This is a genomic window from Sphingobacterium sp. Ag1 (assembly GCF_000988325.1).
GTDB lineage: Bacteria > Bacteroidota > Bacteroidia > Sphingobacteriales > Sphingobacteriaceae > Sphingobacterium.
Window position 1 is genome coordinate 1 of record NZ_LBGU01000028.1, and the last position, 15938, is coordinate 15938.

The following is a 15938-nucleotide window of genomic DNA, read 5'->3' on the forward strand; positions in this document are numbered from 1 at the left end:
GATGCCTTTTTTTCTTAAAATTCTTCCTACTTTTAGGATATAGATGCTGTAAGAGCCATTAAATACTACAGCCAAGCTATAATCAGATTTTCTGTTTTCAACAGGAGAGTAGAAAACATGATCAAATACATATCAACAGCACGTTGAACCACAGGATTAAGCATACAACAACAAACAAACAATAATACAGATGAAAAAGAATCTTTTTGCAATTGCCATTGCCGCAACAATGATGTTTACGGCCAACGAATCTTTTGCTCAGCTAAAGCTACCTGCAGCAAGTAGCTCACAGACAGTTACACAAGGATTGGGTATTGAAAACGTAACCCTTAATTACAGCAGACCTAGCATGAACGGCCGTAAGATCTTTGGCGATCTTGTTCCTTATAATGAAGTATGGCGTACAGGAGCAAATACCAATACCACATTAACCTTTGAAGGTGACGTTGAGTTGAATGGCCATAAGCTTTCTGCTGGAACCTACGCTCTTTTCACAATCCCGAACAAATCAGAGTGGACCATCATCATCAGTAAAAACACCAAACAATGGGGTGCCTATACCTATAAACAAACTGAAGATGCCTTACGCTTCAATGTTAAACCGCAGACCTTAGCAAATCCAGTGGAGACATTTACCATTTCTTTTGATAATGTTACACCTACAGGTGCTGTATTGAATCTGGCTTGGGAAAAAACGTCCGTAAAGGTTGATCTCAAAGTCAATCAACAAGCTAAAATATTAGCTTCTATTGACGAGGCTATGAAGGGTGAGAAAAAACCTTATTTTGCTGCAGCCCAATATTACTTCAGTAATAATTTAGATCTAAATAAAGCACTAAGCTGGTTTGACGAAGCTGCTAAAGCTCAACCCAAAGCCGCTCACGTCCTATATTGGAAAGCAAAAGCGCAATTAAAAGCTGGAGATAAAAAAGGTGCGATAGAAACAGCAACCAAAGGTCTTGAAGTTGCCACAGCAGATAAAAATGGTGAATACATCAAATTAAATACACAAGTGATCAACGCTGCAAAGAAATAGGTATCTCTATCTAAAAATGCCCCCAGAAAGTGTCTAACTTTTGGGGGGCATTGGCATTTAAAGCCTTTTTTATAGCTCAGCTTTTTATTTTATAACTCGTCTTTTAGCAATTGCTCAAGTTCTTCTGGTGAAACGTTCATATTGACGTTTCCATCCTTCGCAAAAGATATCTCACCAGTCTCTTCAGAGACAATAACAGCAATCGCATCCGAGATTTCCGTCACTCCAATTGCAGCACGATGCCGTAGTCCGAATTGCAGCGGTAAATCCTCACTATCTGACAATGGAAGCACACAAGATGCTGTCATAATCTTAAAATCAACAATAACGACTGCACCATCATGCAATGGGCTATTTTTATGAAATATACTTTCAATCAAGCGCTTGGAGATATGGGCATCAATATACTCCCCGCTGCTCTGATAATATTCCTCGTCAAAATACTTTGAGAAAACTAATAGAGCTCCCGTCCGTGTACGCGACATGCTTCTACAGGCTTCGATAACGGGTTTTAGGTCCTCCGTCAAATCTTTCTGTATTGCCTTCTTATTCCCGATAAACGACCAAAAAACTTTCTTCCGTTTCATGGATATATTCTTTCCCACGTGCAGTAAGAACCGCCTGATTTCCTGTTGGAACACGACAATCAATGCAATGGACCCGACAGATATAAAACCGCCAAATATTTCGGTCAGCAAGCGCATATGCATCTGTTTGACGACAATATAAACGCCATAAAATAGTGCTACGCCAATCAGGATATTAACAGCAATGGTCCCTCTAATCAAACTATAGATATAGTAGATAATAATCGCTACCAATATGATATCAATAACGTCCAATAGGCGAAAGCCGCTAAACAGGCTATAGTCGATTCCATCCATATATGCAAGTTAAAAAAAAATAGATATTATTTGTATTTTTACATCATAACATACAGGAAAATGACTAGACTTTCAGTAAATATCAATAAAATCGCAACGCTCAGAAATTCTAGAGGTGGCAATAACCCCAATCTAGTATCTGCGGCATTAGCCTGTGAACGTTTTGGCGCTCAAGGTATCACTGTGCATCCACGACCTGATGAAAGACATATTCGATATCAGGATGTTTTTGATCTAAAAGCAGAAATCCAGACCGAACTCAATATTGAAGGGAATTGCCAAGAACAGAAGTTTATTGACCTAGTATTGGCCAATAAACCAGCACAAGTAACCTTAGTACCCGATACCGAAGGACAATTAACCTCTAACCATGGCTGGGATACCATTAAAAACAAAGCCTACTTACAAGATATGTGCAAATTGTTCAAAGATGCTGGTATACGTGTCTCCATCTTTGTTGATCCGGTCGAAGAAATGGTAGAGGCCGCGGCCGAAACAGGAACAGATCGCATTGAGCTCTATACAGAAGGATTTGCTACGGAGTATGGCTTCGATAAAGAACTTGCGATAAAACCCTATTTCAAAGCTGCATTAAAAGCACGTGAAGTTGGATTAGGTCTAAATGCGGGCCATGACTTAGATCTCAACAATCTGCAATATTTCAACCAACATATCCCCGAACTCCTGGAAGTCAGCATAGGCCATGCGCTTATATCCGATGCACTATACTTAGGGTTAGAGGAAACGATCAAACGTTACCTCGCTTGTTTGAAGTAGTGCAACATTCAGGGAATAGCGTTCATCAGGCAGCACCCTTGTGGTTGAGAAACTGCAAAAATATTCATTAAAACCTTCGTAATTTCGCTGTCACCAGCAGCTGCAAACGAGATCACAAAGGTTTTCTCTTGCCGAGAGAAAACACAGGTTCATAAAAAAGGGCTTTCTCAACGAAAGCCCTTTTTTATTGCACCCCAAATAGCGGTGTTATTGCTCAACTTGCAGTTGCTAATGAATTCCTTTAAAGATACGGTTCCAGCGAATTTTCGAAAGCCCTGTACCAATCTCATCCCAGCTCATCCAAGTAAATAAAGCCTTTCCGACCACATGATCTTCGGGAACAAATCCCCAACCTCTTGAGTCGAGCGAATTATGGCGATTGTCACCCATCATCCAAAAATAGTCCATTTTAAACGTATAATGGTCTGCTTTCACATCATTGATATAGATCCCATCCGAACGTTTTTCTAACTTATTGTTTTCATAAACACGGATAGCTCTTTCATAAATGGGCAGAGTCTGTGCATTTAATGCCACTGTCCATCCTTTTTTCGGGATTAAAATCGGTCCAAAATTGTCAAAATCCCATTTGTATTGTGGATCGTACGGATAAGCACCTTCACCAACGGGACTTCTTCTGATTTCTTTGACATTCGACCATGATTTTACTATAGCTAATTCATCTTTTGTCATGAACAATTGATAAACACCAGGTTGCTGATCACCACCCACCGCTTCAATTCTCAGCTCTCTTAATCGGTCCATATTTAATGGTGTACCGTCCGTTAATACGAGATAATCCAACTGGCTTTCTGGCGGATCAAACCCCGGTTGGTCGTTCACAAAGAGTTTGGCATCCTTCATAGAAATTTTATCGCCCGGCAATCCGACGCAACGTTTAATATAGTTCTCCCTTTTATCAATAGGTCTTGCCTGAATCGTAAACTGCGAATTGACAGTCTGCCAGCCATAAGCCCGAACAAGATCGTAATAACTTGCATTTTGGTTCTCAAGCGCGACAGTGTCACCTGCAGGAAAATTGAAAACAACGACATCATTACGTTCAATCTTTTGAAATCCTGGCAAACGTTTATAGGGTAATTCAATCAATTCAGAATATGCTTTCCCTCCAGTGATGGGCATCGTATGATGTGCAAAAGGAAATGCAATCGGCGTGTTAGGAACCCGTGGTCCATAATTTAACTTGCTGACAAATAGGAAATCTCCGATCAATAAGGTCCGCTCCATCGATCCGGTAGGAATCATATAAGCCTCAATCAGAAAACCACGAATAAGCGACGCTGCGACAGTTGCAAATACAATGGCATCTGCCCATTCGCGCACCATGGATTTCTTATACGGATATTTAATTTTATAATCTTTGTAAGATTCAAGTGCAATTTCGGCACGTTTCTCCTCAGTCAGTTCAATACCTTCTTGGCTTGCGGCCTTTAAATTTTTAGCATATAAGCCGTTCAAAAAACGCACATTATTGTCCTTTGCCCACATTGGCAGAACAATAAAAGGGACCAAAACTGCAGCTGCATTTTCCCAAAAACGGCGTTTTCCAAAACAATGGATAAAATCAAGGTAAAGATTATAGAAAACAAAGACATTGACAATTGGCACGAGCAATAAAATTACCCACCATGTAGGTCTTCCCGTCAATTTTGCCTGAATATACTGGCTATAAAAAGGCACGATCGCTTCCCAGCCATTTCTGCCAGCTTTAACAAACAATTGCCACAATCCATATCCCGATATTGCTGTTAAAACCGCAAATATAATTAAGCCCATAATCTACTAATTAGTACTATTTATTAAAATCAAAAATTTCCGTGACTTGATAGAAACCTCTTTTGCCATTCAACCATTCAGCAGCAACTACAGCCCCTAAAGCAAATCCATCCCGGCTATGTGCAGTATGCTTAAACTCTATTTGATCAACCTCAGAACTATAAAGCACGGTATGTGTTCCTGGAACTTCTTCAATTCGATGACTTTCTATTAAAAGTTCCTGCGGTTTTGGAATAATCTCATCCTGTTCACCAACAACAGTATTTACCCAATTGGTTTTCACATCGCTATTGTCCAATATGCCCTCAGCAATCGTAATTGCTGTACCACTTGGTGCATCCAACTTGTGAATGTGGTGTATTTCCTCTACCTGAACATCATATTGTTTATAAGGTTGCAATGCCTTCGCCAACATTCTATTGATATGGAAGAATACATTCACTCCGATAGAGAAGTTGGAGCCATACAAAATAGAACCATCAGCATCCAAACACTTCGCCTTAACATCCTCCAAGTGATCATACCAGCCAGTTGTTCCTACTACAATAGGCACCCCTGCTTCAAGGCAAAGATTCATATTATCCAGTGCTGCAGAAGGTACACTAAAGTCAATTGCGACATCAGCACCTTTAATATCATCAGCAGTCAGGTTAGGACGATTATGTTCATCGACAACTAAAAAAATTTGATGGCCTCTTTTTAGTGCATATCGTTCGATAATCTGCCCCATTTTGCCATATCCCAAGAGAATGATGTTCATATATTTAGAAAAAAGTATAGTTTATTTTTAAAATTAAAAAATTTCAATGAAATACCCATGTTTAAAACCATAACCCTCATGAAAAATAAACTGAGCAAGCCTTATATTGTCTTAACTTTGCTGGGGTTATAGGAATGCCTTAAATAAGGAATAAACTCATGAATAAACAAATGGAATCGAAATATAACCTTTGAAATCCGGTAGTTTAATTAAATTTCATTGTCAATTTAAGTCCGACCGTAGGTTTAAACGAATAAGTTCCCGACGCGAGACTTGCATCCATTAAAGTAGGTCCAATTAAGAAAGCAGTCTTTTTGGGTTTATCATCCCCAATACTCCAACGATATTTAAGCATCGAGTCAATATAAGCCTCTGCGACATTCAGACCATAAACACCTAACGTAAGTAGCACCATAAGATCTCGATTTCGCCGCGCATTATCTTTTGCCCGGATGATAGATTGGTCGGAGATTCCGATGTAATAAGGATCAATTGGCCTACCAAGAGCTTTGTCTTGTAATACCCCCAGTAATTCCTTATAATAACGGTTATTGAAGTCAAAAACAAGTACGGTTGTTATTAAGCCACCATAGATTGCAGGTACTTTTATCCACCAAACTCCGCCATTTGTATACTGTCCCCAGCCTGGAAGTACTAAAGAGCGCTTCCATGCTTGTTTATTTTTTGCTTCAATAGCCAACCGGGTAGAATCTTTAAACACAACCTTCTCTTTCGCCTTCGCCTCCTCCTTCTCCCGTTTTTTACGTTCCTTCCGAGATTCCTTCTTTACGGTATCCTGTACCGATTTTTGCTTTATGCTATCTATTTTGACGGGTGCCAATTGTTTCTTAGGAATTGTATCCACAGTCTGTCCATGTACCACCGACAGTGCAAACACCGCAAATATCAAGCTTATTAACTTGGCCATATTACCAATCTAACAATTCAAGAATGCGACTCAAATCATCCTCCGATTCAAAAGGGATCTCAATAGCACCCTTTCCTTTTGTGCTTTTCAGATTCAATTTGACCCGAGAAGAAAATTTCGACGCCAGATCATCTTCAATTTTCTGCAATTGAAAAGACATCGGAGCTTTATCTTTTCCAGCTTTTTTCTTACCGCCTTTTTGTAACTCACGAACCAATTCCTCAGCCTTACGAACAGATAGACCTTGATCGATAATCAGTTTAAAGATATAAAGTTGCTTATCAACCTCTGGAATGTTGATCAAGGCACGAGCATGTCCCATAGTCAAAGCCCCATCACGTATTGCTGCTTGGATGACAGGTGGGAGTTTTAATAAACGAAGGTAATTTGTAACAGTAGAACGGTTTTTACTAACACGCTCACCCAATTCTTCCTGTTTTAGATTACATTCCTCAATCATGCGCTGAAAACTCAAGGCAACTTCAATCGCATTTAAGTTCTCCCGCTGAATATTCTCAATCAGGGCCATTTCCAGCATCTGCTGATCGTTGGCTGTACGGATATACGCTGGAATTTCGGTAATACCTGCCAGGCGTGAAGCGCGGAGGCGTCGCTCCCCAGAAATCAATTGATAATTGCCGTCCGAAATTTTACGTACTGTAATCGGCTGAATTAACCCCTGTAAACTAATGGATTCCGATAACTCCTGTAGAGCAACCGGGTCAAATTCTGTACGCGGCTGAAAAGGGTTGACAGATATTTCTTCTACACGAACATGGCTGATACTGCCATTCTCTTTTGTTGCTGTTACAGCAGTTGGTGTAACTAGAGGAGCCTCTTCCACTTGCTGATTACTTTTAGCAGGAACTTCTACACTATCGTTTAATAGCGCACCTAAGCCTCTTCCCAGTCCTGTTTTACGCTGATGTGCTGCCATATTATGCGGTTACTGTTTTATTCATTTCATTAAGATGCCCGTTTTTCTGTAAAATCTCTCGCGCCAAATTTAAATAGTTGATCGCCCCTTTACAGGACGCATCATGCATGATAACAGAAATTCCAAAGCTTGGAGCTTCGCTCAAACGGGTATTTCGCTGAATAATCGTATCAAAAACTAAATCTGTGAAATGTGTTTTCACCTCCTCGACCACCTGATTTGACAATCTTAAACGGACATCATACATGGTCAACAAAATTCCTTCGATCTCCAAACTCGTATTTAAACGGTTTTGAACAATTTTAATTGTGTTCAATAACTTTCCAAGTCCTTCCAAGGCAAAGTATTCGCATTGTACTGGAATGATGACTGAATCCGAAGCAGATAATGCATTAATTGTTATTAAGCCTAAAGAAGGCGAACAATCGATGATAATAAAATCATAATCCTGTTTTACCTGATCCAAGATTTTTTTCATCTTGTATTCCCTTTCGTGCATATTGATCATCTCAATTTCTGCCCCAACCAAATCAATATGAGCCGGTAAAAGATCCAAATTTGGTGTTTCTGTTGATTGAATAGCCTCATGAGGATCCAAATCATTCACTAAACATTCGTAAACACTTGCGCTGATTGTACGTGGGTCAAAACCAATCCCAGAAGTAGAGTTTGCTTGAGGATCTGCATCTACCAACAATGTTTTATATTCTAAAACCGCCAAACTAGCCGCCAAATTAATTGACGTTGTGGTTTTTCCGACCCCACCCTTTTGATTTGCGATTGCGATTACTTTTCCCATCTTGAATGAAAACCTTTCTTAATTAAAATGTCATTTTATACTACATTTCACGTTTCTGAAGATCAATTTGCCCAAATTTTAATCTGCGATTCAAATTAACAGAACTAATTCAGCATATTTCGTACTTTTGATTGATCGAAAGCACATATCCTCAGGATGCTAAGATACAAAAAATCAAGATATGTATCCACTTTGAAAATGCGCTTTTTATAAGTATCAACAACACAATGATTTTAATAATATCCGGAACAAACCGTCCCAATAGTAAGACGTTAAAAATAGCAAAATGCTACCAGCAATTACTTGATCGTAAGTCAATTGAAAGTAACATCTTTTCGTTGGAAGATCTACCAGCAAACATTTTAGAAACAGATCTTTACGGAAAAAGAAGTACCGCATTTGAACCCATCCAAGAAATGGTCAGTAAAGCTGAGCTATTTATTTTCATCGCTCCCGAATACAATGGAAGTATTCCAGGAGCACTGAAACTGTTCATTGACTGCTGTACATTTCCGATTAGTTTTTATCACAAGAAAGTTGCATTGGTTGGATTATCCTCAGGTCGCTACGGCAACCTCCGCGGCATCGATCATCTGACTGGTATTTGCCATTACTTAAGAATGCACGTGCTTCCCCTTAAGATCTTTCTACCCAATGTTCAGAACGAACTGAATGATGATGGACAGTTATTCAAAGAAGATACGCTGCAATTTATCAACGAACAGATTGAGGAGATTATCCGGTTTTAATACGCTAGTTTTAGTAGCCATGATAGCGAATTCACCTTAAAACTAATCCTACTCGCGAACAGTGAAACAAGGATTCCGTAGCGTGAAACAAGAATAAAAAAACAAAGGGCTCACAAAACCTGATACGAAAGAAGCCTCCGGCAAACACCGGAGGCTTCTTTCGTATCATACGCTAATCTAATTCTTAAGACAAGCAATCCAGGATCTAATAGCCGAAGATCTCTTTAAGATCCAGCTTTTTCACCTCACCCAGTTTCGCAAGGTCTTCCGGCTTAAGACTTTCTTCTTTTGCCACAATACAGTAAACATAGGGTTTTTGACTCATCTCTTTCTTATGGAAAGTGCTTAGATCACCATAAGTTAATTTTGGCGCTTGCTCATAGACAACTTTACGAATATCAGTTGCATTCCCCAAACGCTGAGCAGCTAAATAACTACCTAAAATAGAAGCATTTAATACACGCTCGCTCGCTATTGATTTTTCCAAACTTACTTTCGCAATATCCAACCCTTTGGCACTTTCAGGCAACACATCCAATAGCTCATTCATGCCTTTAATCGCATCGTTAAACTTATCAGCCTGCGTCCCAACATAGGCTCCAACGGTATAATGGTTTTCTTTTTTATAAGGCTGTCCATAATAGGCATAAGTTGAATAGGCTAATGCTTTCGATTCACGGATAGTCTGGAAAACGATACTTCCCATGCCGCCGCCAAAGTAATTATTAAACAGAGAAACCGTTGGCGTTAGCGCACTGCTGTATACACCTGAACTTCTATACCAAAATACTTCAGCTTGCTTCATATCGAAATTAGCAAAAAGAACCTGATTCTGGCTTGTAGGCAACTCCGCAAACACCAACCCTTTTTTCGCTTGGACGTACTCTCCGGCACCTTGTTTTAAAGGCTTCGCTTTTGCTACAAATTCCGTAGCCGTCAATGGACCAAAATAAAGCATCGTATGTTTCATATTAGCCAAATCGTGCAATGCCTTCACCAAATCCTCCGCTTTTAAAGCATCCAATTCCGCATCTGTAAACACATTATTAAACGGATTTTTAGCGCCGTATTTAGCATAAGATTTTAGGCCTTCCATGATCGCTCCCTTGTTTTCTTTCGCATTTGCTCTAGCCTTTTTAAGACGGGCAATATACATTTTGAAAGCCTCCTGATCAGCAACACAATTACGCAACAAATCCTGAATCAAGTTCTGTGTAGCCGTAAAGTTTGAATTCAAACCCGAAATCGACACCATGGTTTCCTCATTTCCTGCAGACACTGAAAAATCAGACGCCAATTGATAAAAATCCTTGCTAAACTGCTCACTGGATTTATCTTTTGTACCCAAAAATTCTAGATAACCCGCAGCCAATGAAAGTAATTTATTGCTCCATTTTCCCACATCAAAACGATAAGACAGCGAAAACAGCTCATTATCTGAGTTCTTTACAGCAAGTACTGGTAAACCGTTTGCAGTAGCTTTCTGAATATCTTTGTTATAATCTACCCATACCGGCTGGATTTTATCCTCTGGCATTGCTTCTACGCGCTTCAAAAACTCCGACTGATCGTCACGATTGACCGTTACAGGGGTAATCTCAGGTTTAACAACTTTAACAACATTGCTATCAACCCCCTTACGTTTATAAACAACGACGTAATTATTGTCATTTAAGTATTTGTTAGCAAAATCTACCACATCTTGCTTGGTGATTTTATTCAATTCATCCGAATAGCCCACAACAGAAGCCCAATCCTGACCTGAAGTAAAGGCATCCATCAATGATTCAGCACGGTCACCATAACTTTCATTTTGTTTGATTTCGTCTTTCTTAGCGTTGTTCACAATCGCCGTAATCAGCTCATCCGAAAACTCTCCTTTTCTCAATTTTGCCAATTCTTGCAACAGCAGCTGTTGCACCTGTTCCAAGCTCTGTCCCTGACCAGGATTACCCTGCAACAGAAGCAGAGAATAGTCTTTTAACACATACGGAAAAGCACCTGCACCTAATAATTTTTGATTCTTCACTAAATCCAGATCAATCAGACCGGCAGAACCATTTGTCAAGATCTGACTCATCAGATTGAGCATACGGGCATCCTTTGTTGCAGCGCCAGGAAAACGGAATCCCATTAACATAAATTCAGCATCTGGACCTTTAACCTCGCGGACAACAGGAGTTAAAATTGGTTTCTCCGCATCAAACGTGTAGGCCGGAATTTCTTTCGCCTGCATAAAAGCAAAGGCCTTATCCACCTTTTTCACCACCTCTGTAGGATCAAAATCACCGGACATAATGACCCCCATATTGTTAGGGACATAATAGGTATGAAAATATTCACGAATCGCTTTCAAAGATGGATTTTTAAGGTGCTCTACAGTACCAATTGTCGTCTGCTTTCCATAATTATTATTCGGGAAAGCTGCGGAGAACATCGATTCTACAGCCTTACGGTTATCTTTATCTAAGCTAATATTTTTCTCCTCATAAACAGCTTCAAGCTCGGTATGGAACAGACGCAATACCGGATATCTAAACCGTTCAGCTTGTACCGCCAGATACTTATCCACTACATTACTTGGAATTTGTTCCTGATAAACAGTCTGCTCAAATGAAGTGAAAGCATTGGTACCTTCCGCCCCCATCGATGCCATCAATTTATCGTACTCATTCGCGATAGCATATTTCGCGGCTTCTCCAGATACTTTATCGATTTCCTTATAGATTGCTTTCCGTTCGGTTTCATCTGTTGTACCATTGTATTTCTCATAGAGCGCATCAATCTGATCTAACAACGGTTTTTCCTTTGCCCAGTCTTTAGAACCAAATTTATCGGTTCCTTTAAACAGCATATGCTCCAGATAATGGGCCAAACCGGTGTGATCTTTCGGGTCTGTTTTGCTCCCCGCTTTTGTCGCAATGTAAGTTTGGATACGTGGTTCTTTTTTGGTCGGACTCAAAATCACCGTTAAGCCATTTTTCAGCTTGTAAAACCGCGAATGAGTAGGGTCGTTCGTTACATACTTGTAAGTGTATCCCCCTTCAGATGCTTCTTTCCAATCAAACTTGGCGTTTTGGGCAAACAAAGCACCCCCTGCTGTTGTTAGTGCAAACGTAACAGCAGTAATTTTAAATAGGTTTTTAATCATATATCCTTTTTCTTTTCACCTCAAACTTAGATAAATTGCTTTTTATATGCAATACATTACAGACATAAACAACAATTATTTACCCATTTGACATCCTGATGGTTATATGGTCGAATTTCACCTATCACAGACCAACGGGCGTAGCTAAAAAATGGCATTTCTTGCAACTTGATTTTCCCTACTGTTTAAATACTATTGTTACAATGATATATCATTCTTATTTTTGCAAAAATTTTAAAAAACGCTAACGTTTTATTTCATGAGATCAAGAATACTTGCTTTTGTGGCCCTGGCACTACTCTCCTTTCGTGCCACAGCACAGGTCACACCCCGAATAGAAAATCCGAAAGACACCTTACAAAGCCTCAGTCCAGCCAAGAAGAGACTTATATTTCAACTTGAACATGAAAGCGGGGGCGAACTCAAATTCAATGAGCGCTCCAAAGAAACCCTTGCTGACTCGTACTATAGTGGACTGAATTTTAGAGTCGGTTTTCAAACCCAGTTTCAAGACTCATTAAAGAGCATTTACAATGAAATATACAACTATCCGATTTATGGCATCGGAATCTATAGCAGTACCTTCGGCCAGGAACACCTCGGCCGACCTTTCGCAGCCTATGGCTTTGTCGCCATCCCCATTCGACCAAAAGTAAACTCGCGCTGGAATTTCAATTATCGCATTGCGCTCGGTCTTTCCGGCAGATTCAACCCCTATAACGAGGAGGATAATCCTTTCAACTTACTTATAGGCAGTAAAAACAATGTTTTTATTGATTTTGGACTTCAGGCCAACTATCGACTAAACAAACATTTTCAGGTTGGGGCCGGCGCAGCCTTTCATCACTTCAGCAATGGCGCTCTGGCATTACCGAACACAGGGATAAACCTCATCCCCTTGAGCCTATCTGTTTCCTATACACCAACCGACAAGCCCTTTGATTTTAGAAAAAGTAGTGTTCCACAAATGGAGAAAACAGAGGAACTCCATTTCAACTATGCCTTTGGCTTCAAACAGATTGATCGCGAACACGATGGCCAATATTTTAAATCTATGTTAGGTGCATACTACAGCAAGCATTTCGGCTACAAATGGCGGCTTGGCGCTGGGTTTGATGCATTTTATTCGGCCAGTGGGAACGACGAGAAGGTTGCTGGCGACAAAGCCGGGAAATTCTCCGCCTTATTTTCTTACGGCCCAGCTTTCTACATTGATCATGTGTTAAACTCACGCCTTTATATCAACGGAAATGTTGGAGTTTACCTTCATCGCAACGAATTTAATGGCGAGAGCATGCCTGTATATTTAAGAGCAGGTGTACGATATAAAGTGTACAAAGATTTCTTTGCCGGCGTTTCCATTAAAGCCCATGGTGGCAAAGCTGATTTTATTGAATGGACAACAGGTTACGGAATTAAACTAGGTAAGAAACGGAAATAGTAAGAACATAAATGCGAAAGATGCCCGAGATAGATTGAATACCGGATCGGGGACTTTCAAATTTACAGCGAATTTAGTCCATAAAAAAAGCGTTCATGAAGAACGCTTTTTTTATCGTGGGGATTACTGGGTTCGAACCAGTGACCCCTACCTTGTCGAGGTAGTGCTCTAAACCAGCTGAGCTAAACCCCCTAACGAAAAAAAAGCACCAATTGATGATGCTTTTGTGGAGGCTACAGGATTCGAACCTGTGACCCTCTGCTTGTAAGGCAGATGCTCTGAACCAGCTGAGCTAAGCCTCCGTTTTGGATTGGTGGAGAATACTGGATTCGAACCAGTGACCCTCTGCTTGTAAGGCAGATGCTCTGAACCAGCTGAGCTAATTCTCCGACTTTGTATGGTGGAGGCTACAGGATTCGAACCTGTGACCCTCTGCTTGTAAGGCAGATGCTCTGAACCAGCTGAGCTAAGCCTCCATACTTTTTTAAAGAACGCCGTTCCCTAATTGCGTGTGCAAATATAGCTTAAAAATTCTATTCTCAAAATTATTTTATAAGATTTTATGCCTCCAACATCACAACAAGCTAAAAAACACCGAAATAATTTTTAATCATAGAACTTCCAAGAAATACCAAATCTAAAATTAGCACTATTCATCGGATAACGTCGGACTGTATAGTATCCATGCGGATAGAAGTTCTGATTTAAAAAATTATAACTCAAAAACATATTTACCCGTTGTATATTCGCTGTAATCCATACATCCATGATTGGATAGGTCGAAAACTCAATCTGTTTGTAAGCATTGTAAAACTGTCCTGTCCCAATTGAATAATTCGGATTGGCATAAGGTGTATTGAACTTTGCATCCAGACCGATACTATAATCAATAACTTTATAAAACAGGTTACTGTAATACAAACTATGCCAAGTATACAGCTCCGGAACAGCCAGTGTGTTCTGTTGATCTGTCTTTTGATAGACCACGAGATTATCGAGGGTAAAATGGTTTAATTTAAATTTTTGTCCAACACTTACCTTCAACAAATTCGCTTTGTCCAATTGTGCCGGAACAATCCATTTATCCTTTTTAGGATCGTTCTGTGGATTCGACAACTCCTCGAAATAGGTATAATTGTTCATCAGAAAATACTCTACCTTGCCATGGAAACCAAGCATCGGATTGGCATATTGAAAACCGAGGTTCTGAATTTTCATCTTTTTAAGATCTAAATCATTCCATTTTCCGTAGGTATAATTTAAATTCTCGAAAACCATCTCTGGCGATTTATTCTGTGAATAAGCCGACAGGGTCACCTTTCCAATTTTATCCCCCATGGAGATATCCGCTTTAGCTTCATACAAGAAATCCCCAAAGTTGTGACCAAATACAATCTGATTCGCTTTTAAACTAAAATCAAGACGATCTGAAAACTTATACCCTAATTCACCTTTCACGATTCCATTTTGATAAAAGCGATCAAATGCGGTGCTATCCGGCAATTTCTTCAGCGGCTGTGGATAAGCTGAAGTATTGTTATAATAGCGCATGGAGTCCAACTGATGCTGCTCCACCCAGTTCATGTCGTGCTGAAAAGCCAAATTTAGTTTCGCCTCATTCTTAAAGACCGACTTTCCTCTGAGAAAAAAGTTATATTCAAATTCATTGGAAACATTCGTGATCAGCGTCTTATCACTGTTCAGCGCCAATGCCTTATTATTGTAAGGCAATGCCGCATTTTGGTCATCCATGTTCTTGAAGAAATTATAGGTCTGTCTTCTTATGCGCGTATTATGCGCCATGCTATTGGTCGGATGGATCTGCATGGTCGGCTTGCCTTTATCGATTGTATCCAATCGCCCTAAATAAAGCGATTGACGTAGAAACAATGAGTTATCCCACCATTTGGATCGCGGTACATTTGTTTTACTCGGATCATTGAATTTCGGTATAAACCGGTCCGGAGACTGCCTGTTTCCGGGTGCAAATGGAAGATCCTCCGTAATAGAACCATTCTCCATGGCATCCAAACGATTAAATACTGCATTGATCAACAAATTATACCGGTTATTTTTCGATTCATACCAAGACGCAACTGAAGCCTTTAAATCCGAATAATTCTGCCCAAGATAAAATCCATCCGTTTTGGTCGAATGGAAATCGACATTCATATTCCACTGAGAATTGATATTCTGTGCTACCCGTGCCCTAAAGACTTGGTCATTAAAAAAGAATCCCACAGCCGACAGTTCGGAGTACCTCGCCCGGGCCCTAAAATATTGGATCGAATCGGGGTTCAATAAATAACGTTCCAATGCTGTAAAACCAGACTGAAAGCCAATGGTCTTTTTAGGTTGGAACAATAGATCCCGTGTAGCAAGACCATAAGCCCCAAGGTTCACGCTGGGATTCCAGGGTAAATTCTGCGGATTATAATATTGATAATTATGATGTGACGTATCAATTTGACGTGTATAAGTGCCTTTTTTCAACATATCCAGCGTGGCATACCGGATATATTTTGCCGAAAGAATCACAGAATCTTTCTTCCCATCTTCCTTTGCCCTAGCCGAATCCAATGCACTACTCCACTCTTCCTTGCTCTGGGCAATAACATCCATGGAATAAACAAATAAAACACACCATGCGGCAAGTATGCGTACGATCAACTTCATCTA

At 40.0% G+C, this 15938-nt stretch carries 12 protein-coding genes and 4 tRNA genes; 4 read left to right on the forward strand and 12 right to left on the reverse strand.

Translation table 11 applies throughout. The features are described from left to right. Window positions 1-190 precede the first annotated feature (190 nt). Complete coding sequence (locus AAW12_RS05680) at window positions 191-1036, forward strand: DUF2911 domain-containing protein (RefSeq protein ID WP_046672647.1); 846 nt, start codon at window positions 191-193, stop codon at window positions 1034-1036. A gap of 89 nt (window positions 1037-1125) precedes the next feature. Here the strand turns inward: AAW12_RS05680 and cdaA are convergent, their stop codons facing one another. After that, window positions 1126-1920, reverse strand: a complete 795-nt coding sequence (gene cdaA / locus AAW12_RS05685) for a diadenylate cyclase CdaA (RefSeq protein WP_046672648.1) — start codon at window positions 1918-1920, stop codon at window positions 1126-1128. 60 nt (window positions 1921-1980) lie between these two features. Between cdaA and AAW12_RS05690 the strand changes: the two genes are divergently transcribed. Beyond that, entirely contained in the window at window positions 1981-2697 is a 717-nt protein-coding gene (locus AAW12_RS05690; protein WP_046672649.1) for a pyridoxine 5'-phosphate synthase, read from the forward strand. Window positions 2698-2925: 228 nt separating this feature from the next. Here the strand turns inward: AAW12_RS05690 and lepB are convergent, their stop codons facing one another. The 5 genes from lepB to AAW12_RS05715 form a co-directional block, all read right to left on the reverse strand. After that, complete coding sequence (gene lepB, locus AAW12_RS05695; RefSeq protein ID WP_084823092.1) at window positions 2926-4494, reverse strand: signal peptidase I; 1569 nt, start codon at window positions 4492-4494, stop codon at window positions 2926-2928. Window positions 4495-4510: 16 nt separating this feature from the next. Beyond that, window positions 4511-5254 (reverse strand): 4-hydroxy-tetrahydrodipicolinate reductase, encoded by a 744-nt coding sequence (gene dapB, locus AAW12_RS05700; protein ID WP_046672650.1) that lies wholly within the window; start codon window positions 5252-5254, stop codon window positions 4511-4513. A gap of 205 nt (window positions 5255-5459) precedes the next feature. Beyond that, on the reverse strand, window positions 5460-6182 hold the full coding sequence (locus AAW12_RS05705) for a DUF5683 domain-containing protein (protein ID WP_046672651.1): 723 nt from the start codon (window positions 6180-6182) through the stop codon (window positions 5460-5462). Window position 6183: 1 nt separating this feature from the next. Beyond that, window positions 6184-7119: a ParB/RepB/Spo0J family partition protein gene (locus AAW12_RS05710; RefSeq protein WP_046672652.1), complete on the reverse strand. Its 936-nt coding sequence runs from the start codon at window positions 7117-7119 to the stop codon at window positions 6184-6186. A gap of 1 nt (window position 7120) precedes the next feature. Next, window positions 7121-7918, reverse strand: coding sequence for a ParA family protein (locus AAW12_RS05715; RefSeq protein WP_046672653.1), 798 nt, complete (start codon window positions 7916-7918; stop codon window positions 7121-7123). A 227-nt stretch (window positions 7919-8145) separates the two neighbouring features. Here AAW12_RS05715 and AAW12_RS05720 point away from each other — a divergent pair, with 227 nt between their 5' ends. Then, window positions 8146-8667 (forward strand): NADPH-dependent FMN reductase, encoded by a 522-nt coding sequence (locus AAW12_RS05720; protein ID WP_046672654.1) that lies wholly within the window; start codon window positions 8146-8148, stop codon window positions 8665-8667. Between the two features lie 205 nt (window positions 8668-8872). Here AAW12_RS05720 and AAW12_RS05725 read toward each other — a convergent pair whose 3' ends face one another. After that, complete coding sequence (locus AAW12_RS05725; RefSeq protein ID WP_046672655.1) at window positions 8873-11818, reverse strand: M16 family metallopeptidase; 2946 nt, start codon at window positions 11816-11818, stop codon at window positions 8873-8875. A gap of 259 nt (window positions 11819-12077) precedes the next feature. On the opposite strand from AAW12_RS05725, the gene AAW12_RS05730 reads away from it, so the two are divergent. Further along, window positions 12078-13259 carry an acyloxyacyl hydrolase gene (locus AAW12_RS05730; protein WP_084823093.1) on the forward strand — a complete coding sequence of 394 codons (1182 nt, stop codon included), beginning with the start codon at window positions 12078-12080 and terminating at the stop codon, window positions 13257-13259. Between the two features lie 117 nt (window positions 13260-13376). Here the strand turns inward: AAW12_RS05730 and AAW12_RS05735 are convergent. The 5 genes from AAW12_RS05735 to AAW12_RS05755 form a co-directional block, all read right to left on the reverse strand. Continuing rightward, a tRNA-Val gene (locus tag AAW12_RS05735) sits at window positions 13377-13451 on the reverse strand. A 35-nt stretch (window positions 13452-13486) separates the two neighbouring features. Continuing rightward, a tRNA-Val gene (locus AAW12_RS05740) sits at window positions 13487-13561 on the reverse strand. A gap of 9 nt (window positions 13562-13570) precedes the next feature. Then, window positions 13571-13648 (reverse strand) — tRNA-Val (locus AAW12_RS05745). 9 nt (window positions 13649-13657) lie between these two features. Next, window positions 13658-13735, reverse strand: a tRNA-Val gene (locus tag AAW12_RS05750). Window positions 13736-13865: 130 nt separating this feature from the next. Beyond that, a complete protein-coding gene (locus AAW12_RS05755) occupies window positions 13866-15935 on the reverse strand; it encodes a putative porin (protein WP_046672656.1) in 2070 nt (689 codons plus the stop codon). Window positions 15936-15938 lie beyond the last annotated feature (3 nt).

What these genes read in the sequence shown, in the direction of transcription:
- AAW12_RS05680 (WP_046672647.1), top strand. Translation starts at nt 191, where the DNA reads ATGAAAAAGAATCTTTTTGCAATTGCCATTGCCGCAACAATGATGTTT.
- cdaA (WP_046672648.1), bottom strand. Translation starts at nt 1,920, where the DNA reads ATGGATGGAATCGACTATAGCCTGTTTAGCGGCTTTCGCCTATTGGAC.
- AAW12_RS05690 (WP_046672649.1), top strand. Translation starts at nt 1,981, where the DNA reads ATGACTAGACTTTCAGTAAATATCAATAAAATCGCAACGCTCAGAAAT.
- lepB (WP_084823092.1), bottom strand. Translation starts at nt 4,494, where the DNA reads ATGGGCTTAATTATATTTGCGGTTTTAACAGCAATATCGGGATATGGA.
- dapB (WP_046672650.1), bottom strand. Translation starts at nt 5,254, where the DNA reads ATGAACATCATTCTCTTGGGATATGGCAAAATGGGGCAGATTATCGAA.
- AAW12_RS05705 (WP_046672651.1), bottom strand. Translation starts at nt 6,182, where the DNA reads ATGGCCAAGTTAATAAGCTTGATATTTGCGGTGTTTGCACTGTCGGTG.
- AAW12_RS05710 (WP_046672652.1), bottom strand. Translation starts at nt 7,119, where the DNA reads ATGGCAGCACATCAGCGTAAAACAGGACTGGGAAGAGGCTTAGGTGCG.
- AAW12_RS05715 (WP_046672653.1), bottom strand. Translation starts at nt 7,918, where the DNA reads ATGGGAAAAGTAATCGCAATCGCAAATCAAAAGGGTGGGGTCGGAAAA.
- AAW12_RS05720 (WP_046672654.1), top strand. Translation starts at nt 8,146, where the DNA reads ATGATTTTAATAATATCCGGAACAAACCGTCCCAATAGTAAGACGTTA.
- AAW12_RS05725 (WP_046672655.1), bottom strand. Translation starts at nt 11,818, where the DNA reads ATGATTAAAAACCTATTTAAAATTACTGCTGTTACGTTTGCACTAACA.
- AAW12_RS05730 (WP_084823093.1), top strand. Translation starts at nt 12,078, where the DNA reads ATGAGATCAAGAATACTTGCTTTTGTGGCCCTGGCACTACTCTCCTTT.
- AAW12_RS05755 (WP_046672656.1), bottom strand. Translation starts at nt 15,935, where the DNA reads ATGAAGTTGATCGTACGCATACTTGCCGCATGGTGTGTTTTATTTGTT.